The sequence below is a fragment of the Bradyrhizobium sp. HKCCYLRH2015 genome, from assembly GCF_051168215.1.
In the GTDB taxonomy this organism is placed as follows: Bacteria; Pseudomonadota; Alphaproteobacteria; order Rhizobiales; family Xanthobacteraceae; genus Bradyrhizobium.
In genome coordinates, this window is the sequence record NZ_JBNPUO010000001.1 from 414,978 (window position 1) to 435,575 (window position 20,598).

General features: G+C 64.7%; 17 protein-coding genes. 6 read left to right on the top strand and 11 right to left on the bottom strand.

The features are described 5' to 3' along the window. Nucleotides 1-39 precede the first annotated feature (39 nt). Nucleotides 40-3,162 (top strand): efflux RND transporter permease subunit, encoded by a 3,123-nt coding sequence (locus ACQR1H_RS01745; RefSeq protein WP_434907037.1) that lies wholly within the window; start codon nt 40-42, stop codon nt 3,160-3,162. Here the strand turns inward: ACQR1H_RS01745 and ACQR1H_RS01750 are convergent. From ACQR1H_RS01750 to ACQR1H_RS01795, 10 genes are all read right to left on the bottom strand, one after another. Next, nucleotides 3,159-3,860 carry a branched-chain amino acid ABC transporter ATP-binding protein gene (locus tag ACQR1H_RS01750; RefSeq protein WP_315801237.1) on the bottom strand — a complete coding sequence of 234 codons (702 nt, stop codon included), beginning with the start codon at nt 3,858-3,860 and terminating at the stop codon, nt 3,159-3,161. The two genes, ACQR1H_RS01745 and ACQR1H_RS01750, sit on opposite strands and share 4 nt — an antisense overlap. Beyond that, nucleotides 3,857-5,620 carry a branched-chain amino acid ABC transporter ATP-binding protein/permease gene (locus ACQR1H_RS01755; protein WP_316238781.1) on the bottom strand — a complete coding sequence of 588 codons (1,764 nt, stop codon included), beginning with the start codon at nt 5,618-5,620 and terminating at the stop codon, nt 3,857-3,859. Before ACQR1H_RS01755 ends, ACQR1H_RS01750 begins: the two co-directional genes overlap by 4 nt. A gap of 43 nt (nt 5,621-5,663) precedes the next feature. Beyond that, nucleotides 5,664-6,500, bottom strand: coding sequence for a branched-chain amino acid ABC transporter permease (locus ACQR1H_RS01760; protein WP_315801235.1), 837 nt, complete (start codon nt 6,498-6,500; stop codon nt 5,664-5,666). A gap of 62 nt (nt 6,501-6,562) precedes the next feature. Beyond that, nucleotides 6,563-7,726, bottom strand: coding sequence for a substrate-binding protein (locus ACQR1H_RS01765; RefSeq protein ID WP_316215918.1), 1,164 nt, complete (start codon nt 7,724-7,726; stop codon nt 6,563-6,565). A 46-nt stretch (nt 7,727-7,772) separates the two neighbouring features. Beyond that, nucleotides 7,773-8,648 (bottom strand): nitrilase family protein, encoded by an 876-nt coding sequence (locus ACQR1H_RS01770; RefSeq protein ID WP_316238782.1) that lies wholly within the window; start codon nt 8,646-8,648, stop codon nt 7,773-7,775. Nucleotides 8,649-8,888: 240 nt separating this feature from the next. Then, on the bottom strand, nt 8,889-9,512 hold the full coding sequence (locus ACQR1H_RS01775) for an ANTAR domain-containing response regulator (RefSeq protein ID WP_172131072.1): 624 nt from the start codon (nt 9,510-9,512) through the stop codon (nt 8,889-8,891). A 14-nt stretch (nt 9,513-9,526) separates the two neighbouring features. After that, entirely contained in the window at nt 9,527-10,702 is a 1,176-nt protein-coding gene (locus ACQR1H_RS01780; protein ID WP_315801231.1) for a transporter substrate-binding domain-containing protein, read from the bottom strand. Nucleotides 10,703-11,620: 918 nt separating this feature from the next. After that, nucleotides 11,621-12,934, bottom strand: a complete 1,314-nt coding sequence (locus ACQR1H_RS01785) for an ATP-binding protein (protein WP_316238783.1) — start codon at nt 12,932-12,934, stop codon at nt 11,621-11,623. Next, nucleotides 12,931-13,593 (bottom strand): response regulator transcription factor, encoded by a 663-nt coding sequence (locus ACQR1H_RS01790; RefSeq protein ID WP_316238784.1) that lies wholly within the window; start codon nt 13,591-13,593, stop codon nt 12,931-12,933. Before ACQR1H_RS01790 ends, ACQR1H_RS01785 begins: the two co-directional genes overlap by 4 nt. Before the next feature lie 58 nt (nt 13,594-13,651). Further along, nucleotides 13,652-13,942 (bottom strand): PepSY domain-containing protein, encoded by a 291-nt coding sequence (locus ACQR1H_RS01795; RefSeq protein WP_316238785.1) that lies wholly within the window; start codon nt 13,940-13,942, stop codon nt 13,652-13,654. A gap of 235 nt (nt 13,943-14,177) precedes the next feature. Here ACQR1H_RS01795 and ACQR1H_RS01800 point away from each other — a divergent pair, with 235 nt between their 5' ends. From ACQR1H_RS01800 to ACQR1H_RS01820, 5 genes are all read left to right on the top strand, one after another. Then, entirely contained in the window at nt 14,178-14,933 is a 756-nt protein-coding gene (locus tag ACQR1H_RS01800; RefSeq protein ID WP_316238786.1) for a COG4705 family protein, read from the top strand. A 50-nt stretch (nt 14,934-14,983) separates the two neighbouring features. Further along, nucleotides 14,984-15,382, top strand: coding sequence for a hypothetical protein (locus tag ACQR1H_RS01805; RefSeq protein ID WP_316238787.1), 399 nt, complete (start codon nt 14,984-14,986; stop codon nt 15,380-15,382). A gap of 94 nt (nt 15,383-15,476) precedes the next feature. Continuing rightward, nucleotides 15,477-16,250 (top strand): COG4705 family protein, encoded by a 774-nt coding sequence (locus ACQR1H_RS01810; RefSeq protein WP_316238788.1) that lies wholly within the window; start codon nt 15,477-15,479, stop codon nt 16,248-16,250. Between the two features lie 481 nt (nt 16,251-16,731). After that, nucleotides 16,732-17,814, top strand: a complete 1,083-nt coding sequence (locus tag ACQR1H_RS01815) for an AI-2E family transporter (RefSeq protein ID WP_316238789.1) — start codon at nt 16,732-16,734, stop codon at nt 17,812-17,814. A 481-nt stretch (nt 17,815-18,295) separates the two neighbouring features. Beyond that, nucleotides 18,296-19,420 carry a fatty acid desaturase gene (locus ACQR1H_RS01820; RefSeq protein WP_434907038.1) on the top strand — a complete coding sequence of 375 codons (1,125 nt, stop codon included), beginning with the start codon at nt 18,296-18,298 and terminating at the stop codon, nt 19,418-19,420. Here the strand turns inward: ACQR1H_RS01820 and ACQR1H_RS01825 are convergent. Next, the gene (locus ACQR1H_RS01825) at nt 19,417-20,382 is read right to left on the bottom strand and encodes an amidohydrolase family protein (protein ID WP_316238790.1); all 966 of its coding nucleotides are present in this window, start codon (nt 20,380-20,382) and stop codon (nt 19,417-19,419) included. The two genes, ACQR1H_RS01820 and ACQR1H_RS01825, sit on opposite strands and share 4 nt — an antisense overlap. Nucleotides 20,383-20,598: the final 216 nt, after the last annotated feature.

Below are 20,598 nucleotides of genomic sequence, written 5' to 3' on the forward strand. Positions count from 1 at the left end.
GCGCGCCTCCCGCCTGCCTTCCTGAAAGTGCCGATCTGAATGGACCGCCTCGTCGCCATCGCCGTCCAGCGGCGCTTCCTGATGGTCGGAATGTTCGTCGCCGTCCTGATCGGCGGCCTGATCGCGTTCCGCCAGCTCAACATCGAAGCCTATCCCGATCCGACCCCGCCGATGGTTGACATCGTGACGCAGAGCCTGGGTCTCTCGGCCGAGGAGATCGAGCGCTACATCACGATCCCGATCGAAACCCAGGTTGCGGGCATCAAGAACCTGCGCACGATCAGAACGATCTCGTTGTACGGCCTGTCCGACGTCAAGCTGCAGTTTTCGTTCGACTACACCTACGACGAAGCTTTGCAGCAGGTGCTGAACCGGCTGTCGCAGCTGTCACCACTGCCGGGCAACGTCACGCCGCAGATCTCGCCCTTGAGCGCGGTCGGCGAAATCTATCGCTACCGGCTGCGTGGTCCGCCCGGCTACAGCGTGCTCGACCTCAAGACCCTACAGGACTGGGTGCTGCAGCGGCGCTTCCGCGCCGTGCCTGGCGTCATCGACGTCACCGGCTGGGGCGGCAAGACCAAGACCTATGAGATCCAGGTCGATTTCAACAAGCTGGTCGCCAACGGCCTGACCCTGCCGCAGCTCTTGCAGGCGGTCGGCAACTCCAACATCAATGTCGGCGGCAACACGGTCGAGATCGGCACGCAGTCGGCGGTCGTGCGCGGCGTCGGCCTGATCCGCTCGATGGACGACCTTGCCAATACCATGGTGTCGCAGAGCGGCGGCAATCCGGTGCTGGTGAAGGACGTCGCCAACGTCACGGTGGCGGAGAAGCCGCGGCTCGGCATCGCCGGCCTCAACAACAACGACGATATCGTCCAGGGCATCGTGCTGATGCGGCGCGGCGAGCAGAGTTCGCCGACGATCGCGCGGGTCGAGCAACTGGTCGACCAGATCAACAACTCGACGATCCTGCCGCCGGGCGTGCGCATCGAGCGCATCTACGACCGCAAGGACCTGATCGACACCACGACCCACACCGTGCTGCACAACATGGTGGTCGGCATCGGTCTGATCGTGCTGTTGCAGTGGATCTTCCTCGGCAATCTGCGCAGCGCGCTGATCGTCGGCGCCACGATTCCGTTCGCGCTGTTCTTCGCCGTCATCATCCTGGTGCTGCGCGGCGAGTCGGCGAACCTGCTGTCGGTCGGCGCGATCGATTTCGGCCTGATCGTCGATGCCACCGTCATCATGGTCGAGGCGATCTTCCGCCGGCTGACGCAGACCACGCCATTGTCCGAGGCCGAGGAGAGCCACATCTCGCCAGAGACGATGATGGGCATGAAGAGCCACGCGATCCTGTCGGCGGCCGCCGACGTGTCGCGCTCGATCTTCTTTGCCGCCGCGATCATCATCGCCGCGTTCCTGCCGCTGTTCACCCTGAGCGGCGTCGAGGGCAACATCTTCGGGCCGATGGCGCGCACCTATGCCTATGCGCTCGCCGGCGGTCTGCTTGCGACCTTCACCGTGACGCCGGCGCTGAGCGCGATCATCCTGCCCGCACATGTCGAGGAGACCGAGACCCGGCTGATGCGGCTGCTGCACGCGATCTATTCGCCGGTGCTGCGCTGGGCGGTCGGCAACCGCAATCTGGTGATGACCGGCGCGATCGGTCTCGTGCTGCTGACCGTGGTGGTCGGCCGGCTGCTCGGGCTCGAATTCCTGCCCAAGCTGGAGGAGGGCAATCTCTGGATCCGTGCGACCCTGCCGCCGACGATTTCGCTGCAGGAGGGCAACGCCTACGTCAACGAGATGCGCAAGATCATCCGCGCGCGGCCCGAGGTCGATGCGGTGGTCTCGCAGCACGGCCGTCCCGACGACGGCACCGATGCCGCGGGCTTCTTCAATGCCGAGTTCTTCGCGCCGCTGAAGCCGGTGAAGGACTGGCCCGGCACCAAGGACAAGGATCAGCTTACCGCGGAGTTGCTGAAGCAGCTCGACGACCGCTTCCCCGGCGTCGAGTTCAATTTCTCGCAATATCTGCAGGACAACGTCTCCGAAGCCGTCTCCGGCGTGAAAGGCGAGAACTCGATCAAGCTCTATGGCAATGATCTGCAGGCGCTGACGGATACCGCCAACAAGATCAAGCAGGTGCTGTCGACGGTGCAGGGCATCACCGATCTCGCGGTGTTCACCTCGCTCGGACAGCCGACCGTGCAGATCGACATCGACCGCGCCAAGGCGGCGCGCTACGGGCTCGCGCCTGGCGACATCAACGCCACCATCAAGGTCGCGATCGGCGGCGACACCGCGGGCGATCTCTACGAGCCCGGCTCCGACCGGCATTTCCCAATCATCGTTCGTCTGGCGCCGGAATATCGCAAGAGCGCGGAGGCGATCGAGAATCTGCGCATCGGTGCGCAGGGGCCGAACGGCATTACGCAAATTCCGCTGAGCGAGGTCGCCGCCATCAAGCTGGTGTCGGGCGCGGCCTATATCTATCGCGAGCAGCAGGAGCGCTATCTGCCGATCAAGTTCTCGGTGCGCGAGCGCGACCTCGGCAGCGCGATCCAGGAGGCGCAGCAGAAGGTCGCCGAGCAGGTGCAGTTGCCGCCCGGCTCGCATGTCGAGTGGGTCGGCGAGTTCGGCAATCTGCAGGATGCGATCAAGCGGCTGTCGATCGTGGTGCCGATCAGCCTCGCGCTGATCGGCGTGCTCCTGTGGTTCAATTTCGGCTCGATGGCCGATACCTTGCTCGCCATGAGCGTGATCCCGATGGCGATCTTCGGCGGCGTGGTCGGCCTCGTCTTGACCGGAATCCCGTTCAGCGTCTCGGCGGCGATCGGCTTCATCGCCTTGTTCGGCATCGCCGTGATGGACGGCATCATCATCCTGTCGCAGTTCAACCAGCTGATCGACGAGGGTGTCGACCGCATCGAGGCCGTCATCCGCACCGGCGAATTGCAGTTGCGTCCGGTGCTGATGACCTGCGTCGTCGCCGGCATCGGCCTGATGCCGGCCGCGGTGTCGACCGGCATCGGCTCGCAGGTGCAGAAGCCGCTCGCGATCGTCGTGGTCACCGGCATGATGCTGGCCCCGATGGTCATCCTGATCACGCTGCCGGTGCTGATCTCGCTGTTCTCCCGCCGAGGCGTTCGCTAGATCCGCATGTGCTCGTCGATGCGCGCGGCGGAGTCACGGTCGACCGCGGCGGCATCGACGATCTCGCCGCGCTTGAACACGAGGTATCTGTCGCTGATCGAGAGCGCGAACGGCAGATGCTGCTCGACCACGATCATCGAGGTGCCGATCTCGCGGCGAGCCCGCACCAGCACCTCGGACAGCCGGTCGACGACGGACGGCTGCAGACCTTCCGTGACCTCGTCGAGCAGCAGCACGTCGGGCTTCGCCATCAGCGCGCGCGCCACGATCAGCATCTTCTGCTCGCCGCCGGACAGTGTGCCGGCCCGCTGGCTCAGCCGCTTGGTGAGCACGGGGAACCAGCCGCCGACCTGCTCGAAACGCGCGGTCATGTCGTCGTCCGTGAGCACGCCGAGCCTGAGATTGTCGCGCACCGACAGATCCTGGAACAGCGCATGCTCCTGCGGCACATAGACCAGCCCCATCTTCCGCTTCAGATGCGGCGCTATCCGCGTCACGTCCTTGCCTGCAAGTCTCACTCGGCCGCGCCAGGCCGGCAGGAAGCCGACGATGGCCTTGAGCAGCGAGGTCTTGCCCATGCCGTTCTTGCCCACGATCGCGAGGGTTTCGGCTTTGCCGAGCGCAAAACCGACATTGCTGATCACCTCCGACGAGCCGTAGCCGCTTGCCAGCTCGTGAACATCCAGAACGCTGCTCATGCGAGGGCCTCCGCATGCGGAACATGCTGTCCGGTGTATATTTCGCGCACCAGCTCGCTGTTCACGACCTCGTCGACCGAGCCGTCGAGCGCGAGGTGCCCCTGGTGCAGCACAATGATGCGCGACGAGATCTCGCGCACGAAATCGAGATCGTGCTCGACCAGGAGAATGCAGAGCCGGTCGCGGCGGGCGAGGGCGGTGAGGATGTCGGCGAAGCTCTGCCGTTCCGCGCGCGTCAGTCCGGCGGTTGGCTCATCCAGCAGCAGCACGTCGGGCTCGAGCGACAGCACCATCGCGAGCTCGAGTGCCTGCTTGAGCCCGTGGCTCAGATTGCGCGCTTCCTCATCGAGCCGCTCGCTGAGCCCGGAGCGTTCGACGACCGACATGGCTGCAGGCGGCAGCGCCAGCGTCACCGCGCGCGAGGTCAGTGCGGGAGGATCAGCATGTGTCCGCGCGACGCGCAGGCATTCCGCGACGGTCAGGGTTTCGAACACCGACGCGGTCTGGAACTTGCGGCCGAGACCAAAGCGAACGACGCGATCCGGTGGCAACCGCGCGATGTCATGGCCGGCGATCGCGACGTCGCCGGCCGAGCGCTCGCGGCCGTCGGAGAGGCAGCGGATCAAGGTGGTCTTGCCAGCCCCGTTGGGACCGACGAGGCTCAGCAATTCGCCGCGATATGCCGTGAACTGCACGCCGTCCAGCACTGCGAGACTGCCATAATGCTTGCCGAGCGCGCGAACTTCGATGGCAACGGCGTCCGGATTGCTGACCGCCGTGGCGGCAGCGGCCGGCCGCAGCGTCGTCGCAGTGCGCCGTCCCGAACCGCCGCGCTTGACCAGGCGCATCACAGCGCCAAGCAGGCCGTCCGGGAAGACAAGGATCACGATGATCAGCGCAAGCCCGACGATCAGCTCCCACACATAGGGGAGGCTATTGGCAAGGTAGGCGCTCGCCACCTCGATGCACAGCGCGCCGATCACCGGACCGATCACGGTGCCGCGGCCGCCGAGCGCGACCATGATCACGAGGTTGGTTCCGAAGCTGAAGCTCGCGTTTTCGGGCGCGGCGATACCGCCGAATCCGGCATAAAAGAATCCGGCCAGCGCGGAGACGATCGCGGATAATACCAGCACCGTGATACGCAGCCGCGACGTGTCGATGCCGAGATAGGTGCAGCGTGCGTCGTTGTCGCGCAGCGCCGCCAGCAGACGTCCGGTGTCACTGCGCATCACGACGAGCGCGAGCGTCGCCGTCGCCAGCAATCCGAAACCAGCGAGTCGCAGCCAGGTCTCGATCTCCAGATCGAAGCTTTCGAAGCCGACAAGTCCGCTCGACGAGCCGGTGAATGTGCCGCCGGAATAGAGGATCTGCACCAGCACGATCGGCACCACCAGCGAGATCACGGAGGCGTAGAGCGGCGTCGAGCCAGGGTAGAACGACAGCCAGCCGGTGAAGGCGGCGACAGCGGCCGCCACCACCACGGCTGCGCCGATCGCGGCGCAGATCTGCCAGGGGCCGAAGCCATATTCGGTGAACATGATCGCGAGCGCATAGGCCCCGATGCCGAAGAAGGCGGACTGGCCGAACGTCAGCGTGCCGCAATAGCCCCACATGATGTCGACGGTGATCGCCGCGATGGCGACGAAGCAGGCGCGCACCAGGATGTTCACGAGGTAGGTATCGAGCAGCAGCGGCGCCACGACGATCACGCCGGCGGCGAGCGCGACCAGCAACGCGGGGACGATCAGGAGCGGCATCGCGCGCTTCGTTGGGGACACAGGAGAGGCGAGGGGGCGCGCATCAGGCACGGGCAAAACCCTCCGGGCGGATCCGCAGCACGACGGCGGCGCAGATCGCGATGGTGAGACCGCCGAGGATCGGATTGACGAAGGTCGAAACCAGGACCTGAAGGGTGCCGAGGACCGCGCAGGAGCCGGCCAGCGCCAGCAGCGAGCCGCCGGACACCATGACCAGCATGAACGCACCGATCAGCCAGGGCACGCCCATGTTCGGGTCGACGCTCGACAGCGGCGTGATCAGTGCGCCCGACAGCGCGGCGAGCCCGCTGCCGAGTGCGAAGGTGATCAGCCTGACCCGTGAGGAGTCGACGCCGAGGCCCTGCGCCAGCATCTCGTTCATGATCACGGCCTTGGTCGACAGACCAAGCCGCGTGCCGTTGAGAAGAGCGGTGAACAGCAGGCCGACGATGATGGCCGCGGCGATCATCACCAGCCGGTAGGCCGAATAATCGGCGCCGAACAGATGCACCGTTCCCGAGATCGGCGCTTGCACAAACTGCACCTCGCGGCCGAACATCAGCGTGATGAGCTGCCCGAGTACGATGCCGAGGCCCCAGGTGGCGAGGATCGCATCGAGCGGACGCTTGTAGAGCCGGCGGACGATCACGATCTCCGTCACGCCGCCGCAGACCGCGCCGGCGACGAAGGCGAGCGGCAGGATCAGAAACCACGGCAGGCCCAGTTGCGCGCCGACCAGGGCTGCATAAGCGCCCACGGTCAGGAAGGCGGCATGGGCGAAGTTGATGATCTTCATCACGCCGAACACGATCAGAAGGCCGGCGGCGATGATGAAGAGCATGGCGGCCGTCGTGACGGCATCGAGGGCGACGGTCAGCATGGTCATTCCCGGTCGAGAGGTTGCGGGGCGGACGCGCGTCCGCCCCGCGGGAGCATACGCGATCAGGACTTGCCCGGGCACTGCGCTCCGGGATCGACGTTCGCAAAGCTCTGGATCACCTTGACGCTGCCGTCGGCCTGGACCTGGCCGAGATACATCGTCAGCGGCGCATGGCGCTGCTTGTCCATCTTGATCGTGCCGCGCGGGCCGTCGACCGAGACCTCGGCCAGCGCCTTCAGCACCTTGTCCTGGTCGGTGCTGCCGGCCTTCTCGACCGCCGCCTTGTAGGCGTACACCGCCTCATACTCCGGAACCGACAGATCGTTCGGCGTCTTCAGCTCGGCACCAAACTTCTTGGCCATCGCCGCCAAAAAGGTCTTGTTGGCAGGGGTGTCGATGCCCGTGACGTACGAGGCCGACAGATAGATGCCGGCGGCATCAGCACCCATGCCCTTGGCGGTGCCCTCGTCGACGGCGAGGTTGCCGTAAGGCAGATTCACGCCGGCGGCGCGCAGTTGCTTGGTCAGGGTCACGTTCGGCGCGCCGCCCGCCGTCGAGGTGATCAGCGCGTCAGCCCCGGAAGTCTTGAGCTTGGAGATGATCGAGGTCCAGTCCGAGCCGTCCATCGGCAGATATTCCTCGCCGACCACCTTGCCGCCGGTCTTCTCGATGTAGCTCTTGGTGAAGCCGAGCATGCCGCGGCCGAAGGCGTAGTCGGAGCCGATCAGGAAATAGTTCTTCGCCTTCTTCTCCTTGTTGAAGTAGTCGACGATCGGCGGCACCTGCTGGTCCGGCACCCAGGCGTTGACATACAGATAGGGGCTGCAGGACTTGCCCTCGTAGAACGAGGTGTAGATGTAGGGCGTCTTGCCGCGGGCGACGATCGGCAGGCCGGCGTTGCGGGCCGCGCTGGTCTCCATCGAGATCAGCACGTTGACCTTCTTCTGAAAGATCAGCGCGTCGAATGCCTTCTGGGCGCCGGCCGCGCCCGAGGCGTCATCGGCGACCTCGAGCGCGAGCTTGCGGCCGAGCACGCCGCCCTTGGCGTTGATCTCCTCCACCGCGAGCTCGGCGGATTGCACCACCGACGGTGCAACGACGGAGTTGGCGCCCGACAGGCCGACGGGAACGCCGATCTTGATCGGATCGGCGGCCAGAGCAGGCGAGAGTGCCGTTCCCGCCGCAAGGGCGAGCGCCAGCGAGGTGGTGATCAAACGCGACGTCATCGATTGTCCTCCGTGAATGGTCGAGATGAAAATTGCCGTGGAGCAGTCAGTACCACCCCCGTTTGACCTCGCTGCCGAGCATCTCGTCATAGACATCGGAGCGGCGGTCGCGCAGGACCTGGTTGAAGGCGTTCCAGTTGCGGGCGCGGCGGGCCTCGCCGAGCGAGACGTCGGCGACCACGATCTCCTCCTTGTCCCGGCTCGCGGGACCGGCGACAGGCCAGCCGGTGTAGCTGACGATCAGGCTCTGACCCTCGAACGGCTGGCCGCGCTCGATGCCAACGCGATCGGCGCAGGCGATGAAGATCGAGTTGGAATGTGCGGCGGCCATGGCGAGAATGTTGGCCATCGCCTCGCGGCCCGGCGCCTGGCCGGGGATCGGCACCCAGTTGGTCGGCACGCAGACGATGTCGGCGCCTTGCAGCGCATTGAGACGATAGCTCTCGGGGAACCAGCCGTCGTAGCAGATCGCCATGCCGATGCGGCCGATCTCGGTGTGGTAGACGGGGAAGCCGAGATTGCCGGGCTCGAAATACAGGTTCTCCTCGTTCCACAGGTGCACCTTGCGGAACGTGCCGATATAGCCGTTCGGTCCGATCAGCACGGCGCTGTTGTAGAGCTTGGCGCCGTCGCGCTCGCAGATCCCTGCCACGAGATGCAGGCCGTGCTCGGCGGCGATCTCGCTCCAGGCGGTCACTGCGGGACCGCCTGGAATGGTCTCGGAGGCGGCGAAGGCCTCCTCGCGCGATTTGAATACGTAGCCGGAGGAGGCGAGCTCGGGGAGCACCACGAGCCTGGCGCCTTGCGCCACGGCCTGGTGAATCAGGTCGAGGCTGTGGGCGAGGTTGGTTGCCAACTCGCCGACCATCGGCTGCATCTGGATGCAGGCGATCCGCAGTTTGCTGTCGTCATCCGTCGTCAAGGCACGAGTCTCCGTTGCGTTCGCGAGGGTCGCGCGCGCCAAACAAAAAGCCCCCGACTGCGCCTTGCGGCGCAATGCGAGGGCTGCATAGCCTGATGTGAAATGGCCGACCGGCCATTGGCGGACATCCGATGTCCGCGACGTCCTCAAGTAATTCCCATGCTTGATACGAAGTCAACGCCATCGGCTGCAAAAATTTCGGGCCGCGGCTGCCCAGCGCATGAGCGCGGAAACACCCGCTCAGCGCGAGGCCGGCGCATCCAGCACACCCAATCCGCCGAGCGTCTCCTGCGCATTGATGATCGAGATCGCGATATCCGCCATCGCGACGCGCTTCTGCGTCGCCTGCGCGCGGATCAGCTCATAGGCCTCGACCTCGCCGACCTGCTTCAGCCCCATCAGGATCTTCACCGCCTTGTCGACGTCGCGCCGCGCCTTCAAGGTCTCCTCCAGCTTCTGCACCTTGCCCTCGAGCCTGCGCGTGTAGCCGCGTAGCGAGCGCGCGAGCACCAGCGACGACAAGATGCCGAACGAGCGGATCGGCTTGTTGACGACGCCATGCGCGTTGCTGTCGAGCAGCCGCTTCAGGATGGTCGGATTCTCGTAGTCGACGATGGCGATGAAGGTGAGGGGATGCTCGCTGGTGCCTTCTGGAAAGATCATCTCCTCGGAGGTCTCGATCAGCTGGAACACGGTGTCGATGTCGTGCGGGATCGCGGCCGGCGGCGGCCACACGCCGCGCACGTTGCAGCCGATGCGCTTGAGCTGGTCGATCAGCGCATCGCCCTCGGCATCGCGCGGATGGATCACCAGCACGCGCGCGCCGCGCAGCTCCTCGATCAGCCGGCGCACCCCCGGCTTCATGCGGTCATCCGGTCTCATGCTGAGAGCGCCTCTTCGCTCAGCCAGCGGCCACCGATCGGCGAGACTGACAGATACGGGTCCGGCTTGATCGGGCTTTTGCTCTCCCAGACGATGTCGAACTGCCCGTCGGCGCGCACGCGCCCGATGCGCGGCGTGGTCCAGACGTGGTTGTTGTCGGGATCGATCCGCATCGGTCCCTCCGGCGCCTCCAGGCTGAGGCCGAGCGCGGCTTCGACCAGCTTCTGGGTATCGAGGCTGCCCGCCTGCGCCAACGCCAGCGCGAACAGCTTGATCTGCGCATAGGCCGAGGCGCTCCACATGCTGACCGGCTTGTCGGCGCCGAAGGCGGCCGCGAACGCCGCCTTGAAGCGGTCGTTGCTGTCGCGCGCGAGCGTGCCGAAATAGCTCGCCGCAGTGAGGTGGCCGGCGCAATATTCGGGACCGATGGCGCGGACCTCGCCCTCGGCCATCGTGAGACTGGCGATGGGCAGCCGCTTCGGATCGAAGCCGGCCTGCGCATACATGCGATAGAAGCGCTGCGCGGTGCGGCCGACGATGGTCGAGAACACGACGTCGGGCGCGGCATCCCTGATGGCATCGAGGCCGCGCGAGAGCTCGGCATCTGTCGCCTCCATCGCCACATATTGCTCGCCGACGACGCGGCCGGCATAGGACTCGACGAGGTCGCGCATGATGCGGTTGGATTCGCGCGGATAGATGTAGTCCGAGCCGATCAGGTAGACCCGCGGCCCATGCTTGCGCACGATGTATTCGGCAAGCTGGAACGCGTTCTGGTTCGGCGCCGGCCCGGTGTAGATGACGTTCGGCGAATATTCAAAACCCTCGTAGAGCGAGGGATACCACAGCAGGCCGTTACGACGCTCGATCGCCGGCAGCACCGCCTTGCGCTCGGCCGAGGTCGAGCAGCCGAAGATGACGGAGGCGCCGTCCTCGGTCAGCAGCCGATCGGCGAGCTTGCGGAACGTCTCTGGCTGCGAGCCCGGATCATAGGCGATGACCTCGATCTCGCGGCCGAGCACGCCGCCATCCCGGTTGATCTCCTGGATCGCCAGCGCGGTGCCGAAGAAATGCTCGGACTCCGTGACCTCCATCAGGCCGCTGCGCGAGAACAGCACGCCGACGCGCCAGACATCCTTGTCGGATGATTTTGCGGTCGGTCTCGTCGTCATCATCATGCCTCCAGGTCGACGGGCCGGTCGCGCCGGCTCGGAAGCGCTGTTTATTGCGACTCATCGCGCGGTTGGCAACCGGGGCGGAGGCCGCAGACGAGGATCCGGATCAGGACGAGCCGCAGCATCGCCGCGACGCCCAGTGCGTCCGGGTCATGCGATAGGCGGGCCCTCGTGACATGATGAGGGCGCAGGGAATGCCGGGCGCTGGCCGCACCCATGGCCCGCCTGCAGAAAAAAAGCAGGCGGCAGTCACCACAGGTCAGCCGAGACATCCCGGCATTCCCTGCGCGGAGGTTTTAACGCTTATACGCGCTCTCCTCGGTGCACCGGGCTTGTTGGCCACCGTACGCGACGACGCGCTTCTCGCACGCCGCCGCGGGGACACCAGCTTCGGGGTGTCAGGACCACGCGACTTCACGTCCGCAAGTGCATCGTTCGTCCGCACATGATGCGTGCCGATGCCCTCACGTCCACCGCATTGCCGGCCCAACGTATCGTGACGACGCGTACGTCCCTCATCCGGACCGGAACGCGGGCAGCATACGCCTGATTTGCTGATTTTCGGAAGCGGTTTATTTTTCGCGCAGGCTCTTGAAATGGGCGTTGTTGTTGAGCGTTCAGGCCAAATCCGCGTTTCAGCGCACCGCTTCGCCGCACATTGGGACGCTGTTTACGAAGCTGCCGTGCCGGCGGCTAAGCCGGGAATCCCTAGCCAGCCGCGCCTGGCCGTCCGTGGTCATCTTTCGTACGGACCCGTCGAGCCTGGGGTGACGAGGTGCCTGGTTCAAAGGCCGCATGCGGTGCGGATTTTCGTGCAGCGGGGCTGCCTGCAACCGCTGCCGGGTGAGATTCACGTGGTAGGCGGCGCGCCGCGCCGTCATAGTCCGAACCGAACAATACCAGGGAAGCAGGTCACTATGCGGGCACCTTGTCCGAGGCGGGCAAGCGTAGAATGACGCGAAGGCCGGAGCGATCCGCCTCCACGATATTTTCGACGTAAATCGATCCGCGATACCTCTCGACGATGCGTTTGACGATCGAGAGACCGAGCCCCGATCCTTCGCCGCCGGCCTGTCTCGACCGGAAAAAAGGCTCGAAGATGCGTTCGAGATCCGATAGCGGGATGCCTGGCCCGGTATCTTCGATCTGCACGATCGCTGTTTCGCCCTCCCGATAGATACCGATATCGACTCTGCCGCCGTCTGGGGTGAATTTGATCGCGTTTTCGATCAGGTTCCGAACGGCCGATATGACGAAGAACGCCGTGCCTTCCACCACGACCGTCTCGGCCATCGTGAAACCGACGTCGATGTCGCGGCTGGCGGCTTCAGGCAGAAGATCGGCCACCACGCCCTTCGTGATCCTGTGCAGATGTAACGGCTCGTGGGTTGCGGGCATTTCGGCGTCGTGACGGGCGAGGGCCAGAAGCTGCTCGAGCAGATGCTTCGTTCGCCGCATACCGCTTTTCAAAGCGGCGAGGCGTTCCCGAGACGCCGCCGGCATCTCCATGAGGTCGAGATTTTCCGCCTGCAGGCTGAGAGCCGTAATCGGCGTCCGGAGCTCGTGCGCCGCGTCGTCGATGAAGCGCCGTTGCTGCTCCATCATGGCGCGCATGCGCCGAAGCAGACCGTTTATGGAGTCGAGGAAAGGTTGCAGCTCGCTGGGGCCGGTCGTGGCCTTCAATAGTTCGATATCGTCAGGCTTCCTCGCATCCAGCTCGCCGGCCAGAACGATCAGGGGCCGCAGGGAGCGGGCGATCACGATCGCGATGACCAGCATCAGGCACGGGATCAGCGCGAGGATGGGAAGCAGCGTGCGCAGCGCCATATCGCTCGCGAGCTCGGTCCGGATTTCCGTTCGTTGCGTGATTGCGAGCCGGGTCCCGTCGGGACGCGTCCGGAGCAGAGCACGCACCGGTTGCCCCTGATACGTATCGTTGTGCAATCCATCCTGAAGACCCCAGAACCGACGATTGTCGGCCGGACCACGCGGGATCTCGCCCAATTCGACGATGGCGATCTCCGACTCGGCGTCGACCCCATTGAGCGGCTGGCTCTGCCTGATCGGGGAGCTCAGCGCGAAGACCCCGATCTGGTTGAGGACGGAGTCCTGCATCTCGATGGCCTCGTCGTAAGCCCAGACATATGCAAATGCTCCTCCGACCGCTCCTGCAACGACGATGACGGCAGTGAGTCCGGCGAAGAGGCGGCCGCGCAGCGATCCGATCATGTAGAGCGATCCACCATCCAGCCGACGCCTCGAACGTTTCTGATCGACGTATTGCCGAGCTTCTTCCGCACGGCGTGGATCAGGAACTCGACGGCGTTGCTTTCTACTTCTTCGCTCCATCCGTAGATATGTCCCTCCAGCTCGCTTCGGGACAGGATCGTTCCAGGCCGTGCGAGCAGCGCCCGAAGCAGCGCGAATTCGCGCGCGCTGAGAACCGCCTTTTCCTCGAAATAGGAGGCTTCGCGCGTCGCCGGGTCGAGTTGAAGCTTTCCGTTCGTCAGAATTGGCGCCGCACCGCTGCCCTCCCGCCTCGTCACCGCCCGCATGCGCGCCAGCAGCTCCCCGATCTCGAACGGCTTGACGAGGTAGTCGTCGGCTCCGAGATCGAGACCTCTGATGCGGTCGTCCAGCGCGTCACGCGCGGTCAGTATGATCACCGGCAGGCGCGCGCCGCCGCTGCGGACTTTCCGCAGTATCTCCAGACCGTCGATCTCGGGCAGGCCGAGATCGAGCAGCGCGATATCGTAGGCCTCGCTTCTCACCGCGTCGATCGCGAGTTCGCCGTCCCGCACCCAATCCACTGCGTAGGCGGCGTCCTTCAACGCCTGCGAAACCGCGGCACCGATCATCGCGTCGTCTTCCACGAGCAATACACGCATCTGTCCGTCCCCGAACGGCGACCGGAAGATAAGCCTGCCGGCCGCCGAGCACCTTCGATCAATCGGCCTTGTCGTTGTCCTCGTCGTCCCTGTCCGCCGCAGACGCCACGATCGTTCCCTTCTCCGGATCGACCTTGACGTCGGTCACTCCGTTGTCGGCCTTCACTTCGACGTCGTAGACCCAGCTTCCATCTTTCTGCTTTTCGTATTCCGCCCGGACCGTCTTGCCGTTGGCGTGCCTCTCGGCGATGTCGATCGCGGACGGCAGCGAGATTCTGGCCGTTGCGATCGGACCGGCCTCATTCGGGGCTGTGCTCGGAGTTTCCGCCGAAGCCGCGACGATCGTCAACAGAAGGATGGAGCAGGCGGCGATTGGTGAACGTAGCATTCCGTTTCTCCGTTTCATGTCCCCCTCCGGCACCATGACGATCGCGACTTAGGGGCGACTTAGCCGCGTTCAGAGGTTCCCTCTAAGGCGGAGCTAAGTCTGAGCAGGCACCTTGCATGGGAACGACGAAACGTCGCCAGACCAGATCGAACAGGAGTTGCGCGAAATGCCCGGGAACGAATGGACAGGCCACAGGATGCTCAACAAGGTCCCCGAGGTCAGCCTCGTTTTCTGGGTGATCAAGATCATGTCGACCACCGTCGGCGAAACCGGCGCTGACTATCTTGCCGTGCACGTCGGGTTGGGAACGACGGTGACCGGTCTCGTCATGGCGGGCCTTCTTGCAGCGGTGCTCGCGGTCCAGCTAAGCATGAAGAGGTACGTGCCCTGGATCTACTGGCTGACCGTGGTCCTGGTCAGCGTGGTTGGCACCCAGATCACCGATGCGCTGACCGACAAACTCGAGGTCAGCCTGTATGTCAGCACGGTGGCGTTTGCCATCGTCCTGGCTGCGATCTTCGCGGTCTGGTACGCGTTCGAACGGACGCTCTCGATCCATACCATCTTCACGACGAGGCGCGAGGCCTTCTACTGGTCCGCGATTCTCTTCACGTTCGCGCTCGGTACCGCCGCAGGCGACCTCGCGACCGAGGCTTTGGGGCTTGGCTTCAACGTCGGCGTCTTTGCCTTTGCGGGTCTGATCGCCGCCGTCGCCGTTGCCTCTTTGCTGGGCGCGAACGCCGTGCTGACCTTTTGGCTCGCCTACATCCTGACCCGTCCGCTCGGAGCCTCGCTCGGAGACCTCCTTTCGCAGTCACGCGAATATGGCGGACTCGGACTAGGCACCATCCATACCAGCCTGGCCTTCCTCGCCGTCATCATCGGGCTGGTCGCATGGTTGTCCTTCGAAGACGACCGCCCTCGGAAGACCGAGGCCTATCTGAGCGAATGATCTAGTTCCTCGCAAACCGATCCAACCCAGACCACCATCGGAGTCCAACAATGAAGAAGACCCTGTTCACGAGCACCGCAGTCATCCTCGCCCTGTCCATCGCCCAGTTGGCCCCGGTCGCCCGCGGAGGCGCTTTCCTGGTGCCGCGCGCGGAAGCGGCGCAGTCGAAGCTCGGCGACCTGACCGCCTTCAGAAGCATCGCCGCCGAAGTCGCGGCTCTCGTCGACAAGGGAGACCTTTCGGGCGCCAAGACCCGCATCAAGGACCTAGAGACCAAGTGGGACGAGTCGGAGGCTGGCCTGAAACCGCGCGCCGCGGCCGACTGGCACACCGTCGACAAGGCGATCGACCGGGCGCTCGAAGCCGTCCGCGAGACCAAGCCGGACGCAGCGAAGTGCAAGACGGCCCTCGCCGTTCTGCTGTCGGCGATGGACTCCATGAAGGCCTAGCCCGCGTCTCCAGAGCCGGTGGCGGCCCATTTCGCAATGGGCCGCCACGTTCCGGCGCACCGGAGCAATCTACAATCAAATGAAAGATCGCCGCATGAACGACGGCATCGAGACGAGCAAGGTTCCGGAAGTGACCCTGATATTCTGGGTCATCAAGATTTTGGCGACGACGCTTGGCGAGACGGGTGGCGACGCCGCTTCGATGTCGATGAAACTTGGATACGGGGTCAGCAGCGCGATATTCATCGGCCTCTTCCTCGTTGTTGTCGCCGCCCAGATCGCGGCAGGAAAATTTCGCCCCTTCCTCTATTGGTTGGTTGTCATCGCCACGACCACGGCCGGCACGACCGTGGCCGACCTTGCCGACCGCTCCTTGGAAATCGGATATGCTGGCGGCACGTCGCTTCTTTTCGCGCTGTTGATGCTCTCCCTCCTCGTCTGGTACCGATCGGAAGGATCAATCTCGGTCAACACCGTTTCGACTCCGCGTGTCGAGGCCTTCTATTGGATATCGATTCTGTTCTCTCAGACGCTGGGTACCGCGCTTGGGGACTGGATGGCCGACACCAACGGTCTCGGCTACGAACGCGGTGCTCTCGTCTTCGGCGCCGGCCTAGCGGCGATCGCCGCTGCCTACTATTTCACCTCGCTGTCGCGCACGACGCTGTTCTGGGCCGCGTTCATTCTCACCAGACCGCTTGGTGCGACGCTCGGCGATTTTCTGGACAAGCCGATCGCGAACGGCGGGCTGGCGTTCAGCCGGTACTACGCGTCGGCAATTCTGGCGGCAGTGATCATCGGATGCATCGCGCTCCTCCCGCAGCGAGCCGGTATCTGCCCAGGCGAGCGCTTGAGCAGCCGGGTCTAACGCACGCCATCTCGGAAGTCCTTCGGCGCGACCCGCCCTACGACCTCATAGCAGCGCGCAGGGCGGATTGCCGTAGCACAATCCACCATCTTCTCGCGCCAAGCTTTCGGCGGGTTACGCTGCGCCAACCCCCGCCCTGTGAACTGATCTGCTGGTGTTCAGAAGCGATTGATTTTTCGCGGAAACTCTTGAAATTGGCGTTGTTGTTGAGGGTTCAGGCGAAATCCGCGTTTTGGCGCACGCTCTCGCCGCTGCCCCGGAATGACGGCGGGGAGGCGGGGGCGTCCCTGACACCGCGCGTGATATGAGCGCGACGCGATGATGGATGTCATGCAACGTGCCGCATCGATCTCGCGACCAGCTTGGAGCCCGAATGGCGCGTTCGCGCGTTGACCCCTGTTGGATTCGGCGATAGCCGACTCGCGATGCTCGAAAGACCACGGCACGCGTCCAGATGTCGCGGCCAGACTGGAAAGTTGACATGCGCAGCTTCGAAGACCGAGTTCTGTTGTTCCTGCTCGTGGTGATCACGCTGATGCTCGGCTGGATCCTGCTGCCATTCTACCCTGCCGTGCTGTGGGGAGTCGTGGGGGCCATCGTGTTTTCTCCCCTTCACCGCCGATTGTCGCGGTCGATGCACGGCAGAGATGGGCTTGCCGCAGCCGTCGCCGTACTGCTGGTCGTCCTGATCGTCATTCTGCCGCTGTCGCTGATCGGGGCGGCGCTGGCGCAGCAGGCCTCCGGTGTCTACGGCCAGGCGCAGTCGGGCCAGTTGGACCTCGGGCAGTATTTCCAGAAGATGCTGGAGGCGCTTCCGACATGGGTGGTCGATCTCCTCAACCGTTTTGGACTTGGCAGCCTGGCCGGACTGAAGGACAGGCTGTCGGCCGGCCTGCTGAAAGGCAGCCAGATGATTGCGGGCCAGGCGCTGAACATCGGCCAAGGGACCTTCGAGTTTTTCGTCAATCTGTTCCTCATGCTGTATCTGCTGTTCTTTCTGCTTCGCGATCAGGAGGCGTTGTCGGCGCGTATCGCCAACGCCATTCCGCTGCGCGCGGAGCAGCGGCACGCGCTGCTGGGCAAGTTCACGGTCGTCATTCGCGCGACGGTGAAGGGCAATCTGGTCGTGGCGCTGGCGCAGGGCGCTCTGGGCGGTCTGATCTTCTGGTTCCTCGGCATCACCGCGCCGCTGCTATGGGCCGTCGTGATGGCGTTTCTGTCGCTGCTTCCGGCTGTCGGAGCTGGGTTGGTGTGGTTTCCGGTCGCGCTCTATCTGCTGGCCACCGGATCGGTCTGGCATGGCGTGATCCTGATCGCCTATGGCGCCCTGGTGATCGGGCTTGTCGACAATCTGCTGCGTCCCCTCTTGGTCGGCCAAGACACCAAGATGCCCGACTATGTCGTGCTGATCTCGACCCTCGGCGGGATCGAGGCGTTCGGTCTGAACGGCTTCATCATCGGGCCGGTCATCGCCGCAATGTTCATCGCGATCTGGAACATGTTCTCCGACGCGCGCGGCGATGGGGCGTTCGTGCACGACACCACGCAGGGTACTGGACGATGAGGCACGTCACGATGGGCCGATGACCGCCACCGTGAGGATGACTCGAATTCTGCTCCCGTCATTCCCGGGCAGAAGCGCCAGGGGTCGGCCCGGATTCATGACCACCAAAAGGCCGTCATTGGCGGGATCATCGCTGCGCTCGTCTCATCTCGTGCAGTGGTGGCTACGGAGCCCGGGCCCACCCCGCAATAACCCGGAGAAAACAGCGCAGCGCCATATCGGCGCGGCAAACAAGAGGGAATTAACGGATCGTAATCCGCCATCTCCTAGCAATGCGGAGTCCGGCGGGTTACGCTGTATGATCTGTCCTGCGCGCCCTTGACCTCTCTCCTGCGGGCATGTCTCAGACTGCTCTTCCAGACCGGCTCATCGTCGGGCGCACGATGAATCATTTGGCTTCGACCCCCGGTTGAATCCGCGAAAGCTCTGGTTTCGAACGCCTGCGGCGGTCCGCAGGGGTCCATTTGGCCGCGGTCCCGCCATGCGCGATCGCCAAGAACACAAGGTGGAGACGACATTGCAGTTCGATCAGCCAGTCGCGATGGCGACTGTGCCGCCCAAGGACCGCGCCACGCTGCGCGCCGGCGACGACGAGGGCCGCGCGGCGGCCGACGCAAGGTACTGGATGCAGATTCTCAGCAGCTATCGCACGCCAAACCGCCTGCGCAGCGTGACCGAGCTGGTGATCACGGCCGTGCCGCTGGTGGCGCTGTGGACGGCCGCCTGGTTCGCGTTCTCGCTCGGCCATGCCTGGGCGTCGTTGCTCATCGCGATTCCTGCCGGCGCCTTTCTGGTGCGTCTGTTCATGATCCAGCACGATTGCGGCCACGGCACCTTCTTCGCCGGGCGTCAGGCGAACGACTGGGTCGGCCGCATCCTGGGCGTGCTGACCCTGACGCCTTACGACTGGTGGCGGCGCACGCATGCGATCCACCACGCCAGCAGCGGCAACCTCGACAGGCGCGGCATCGGCGATATCGATACGTTGACCGTGCGGGAATATCAGGCGCGGTCGAGCTGGGCCCGGCTGCGCTACCGGCTTTACCGCCATCCCCTGGTCATGTTCGTGGCCGGTCCCGCTTACCTGTTCTTCCTGCAGCACCGTCTTCCGTTCGGTCTCATGCGGGCTGGCTGGTCGCCCTGGGTCAGCACGATGGCCACCAATCTCGGCATCGCCCTGGTGGTCGCCGGGCTGATGTGGCTGATCGGCATCCAGGCGTTCCTGGTCGTGCATCTCCCGATCATGCTGCTCGCCGCCATGGCCGGGGTGTGGCTGTTCTACGTCCAGCATCAGTTCGAGCACACCGTCTGGGAGCGGGGCGAGCGCTGGACGCAGCAGCAGGCTGCGCTCTACGGCAGCTCACATTACGACCTGCCGGCATGGCTGCACTGGCTCACCGCCAACATCGGCATCCACCACGTCCACCATCTCTCGAGCCGAATTCCCTATTACCGGCTGCCGGTCGTGCTGCGCGATCATCCCGAACTGCGCGAGATCGGCCGCATCACGCTGCCCGAGAGCCTGCGCTGCGTCCGACTGGTGCTGTGGGACGAACAGCAGCGCCGGCTGGTGTCGTTCCGAGACGCCAGGATCGCGAGGAGCTAGAACCCGTAAAGCTGCGCCGGATTATCGACCAGGATCTTTTTGCGGACCGCGGCGTCTGGCGCCCAGACCGGGAGCTGGTTCATCAGGCGGCCGTCGTCGATGGGATAGAAGGGCCTAACATCCGTGACCTTCAGCTCGGGATGCGGCGACGAATCCGGGTGGGGCCAGTCGGTGCCCCAGACGATGCGGTCGGGGTTGGCCTCGATCAGGGCCTTCGCGAACGGGATCACATCGGTGTAGTCGGGACCGCGGGTCGAGGCGCGATAGGCGCCGGAGATCTTCACATAGGCCTTGCCGCTGCGGACGAGCTCGACCAGATCGGCAAAGCCCGGCTGCCCGAGGCCGAGATCGGCCTGCGCCCCGCCGAAATGGTCGAACACGGCCGTCACGGGCGATTGCATCACGAGGTCCTTGATCGCCGCGATCATCGCCGTGTTGGTGTAGAGCTGGACGTGCCAGCCGCGCGCCTTCATCCGTTCGACCGCGGCCTGGAAGCGGGCGCGGCCGACATTGGGGTCATTGATGCCGCCGGTCGCGAGATTGAGGCGGATGCCGCGGAAACCTTCCGTTGTCATCGTATCGAGCTGCGCCTCGGTGGTCTTGTCGTCGATGACGGCGACGCCGCGCGCGTCATTGCCGCGCGCCTTCATCCCGTACAGCGTCGCGGAATTGTCGGTGCCGTAAACGCTCGGCGTCACGATCACCACGCGCTGGATGTGCAGCGCCTTGTGCAGCGCCGCCATCTCTTCCGGTGAGGCGGGCTCGGGCGTGTAGACACGGTTGGCCGCGAACGGAAACTTCTCGGGATCGCCGTGGATGTGGGTATGGCAGTCGCAGGCGCCGGGCGGCACGTCGAAATCGACTGGGGTGGAAGGCTGCGCGGGCTTGGCGCGTGCGGCTGTCGTGGTCATCGTCACTCCGGCGGCCAACGATCCGAGCAGCAGGCTGCGGCGGTTCAACATGGCGGTCTCTCCACGGAAAGGCGCATGCGTTGCGGCTGACGCGCTCGTTGTGGAGGATGAGCGTGAACCTGCTCGCGCGAGGGGGCAAGAGCGAAATGATGGAAACGTCGTGCATCCGCGTGGAGTGTAACGCGGCCCTCGGCAGGGCTCGGTTGCAACGAACGATCCTGCCGATGAGTTACTCCGTCATGCCCGGGCTTGTCCCGGGCATCCACG

Coding starts and splice junctions, on each gene's coding strand:
- ACQR1H_RS01810 (WP_316238788.1), top strand. CDS start 15,477: ATGAACGACGGCATCGAGACGAGCAAGGTTCCGGAAGTGACCCTGATA.
- ACQR1H_RS01750 (WP_315801237.1), bottom strand. CDS start 3,860: ATGAGCAGCGTTCTGGATGTTCACGAGCTGGCAAGCGGCTACGGCTCG.
- ACQR1H_RS01775 (WP_172131072.1), bottom strand. CDS start 9,512: ATGAAGCCGGGGGTGCGCCGGCTGATCGAGGAGCTGCGCGGCGCGCGC.
- ACQR1H_RS01785 (WP_316238783.1), bottom strand. CDS start 12,934: ATGATCGGATCGCTGCGCGGCCGCCTCTTCGCCGGACTCACTGCCGTC.
- ACQR1H_RS01765 (WP_316215918.1), bottom strand. CDS start 7,726: ATGACGTCGCGTTTGATCACCACCTCGCTGGCGCTCGCCCTTGCGGCG.
- ACQR1H_RS01825 (WP_316238790.1), bottom strand. CDS start 20,382: ATGTTGAACCGCCGCAGCCTGCTGCTCGGATCGTTGGCCGCCGGAGTG.
- ACQR1H_RS01790 (WP_316238784.1), bottom strand. CDS start 13,593: ATGCGTGTATTGCTCGTGGAAGACGACGCGATGATCGGTGCCGCGGTT.
- ACQR1H_RS01760 (WP_315801235.1), bottom strand. CDS start 6,500: ATGCTGACCGTCGCCCTCGATGCCGTCACGACGGCCGCCATGCTCTTC.
- ACQR1H_RS01800 (WP_316238786.1), top strand. CDS start 14,178: ATGCTCAACAAGGTCCCCGAGGTCAGCCTCGTTTTCTGGGTGATCAAG.
- ACQR1H_RS01780 (WP_315801231.1), bottom strand. CDS start 10,702: ATGACGACGAGACCGACCGCAAAATCATCCGACAAGGATGTCTGGCGC.
- ACQR1H_RS01745 (WP_434907037.1), top strand. CDS start 40: ATGGACCGCCTCGTCGCCATCGCCGTCCAGCGGCGCTTCCTGATGGTC.
- ACQR1H_RS01755 (WP_316238781.1), bottom strand. CDS start 5,620: ATGCCGCTCCTGATCGTCCCCGCGTTGCTGGTCGCGCTCGCCGCCGGC.
- ACQR1H_RS01815 (WP_316238789.1), top strand. CDS start 16,732: ATGCGCAGCTTCGAAGACCGAGTTCTGTTGTTCCTGCTCGTGGTGATC.
- ACQR1H_RS01805 (WP_316238787.1), top strand. CDS start 14,984: ATGAAGAAGACCCTGTTCACGAGCACCGCAGTCATCCTCGCCCTGTCC.
- ACQR1H_RS01820 (WP_434907038.1), top strand. CDS start 18,296: ATGCGCGATCGCCAAGAACACAAGGTGGAGACGACATTGCAGTTCGAT.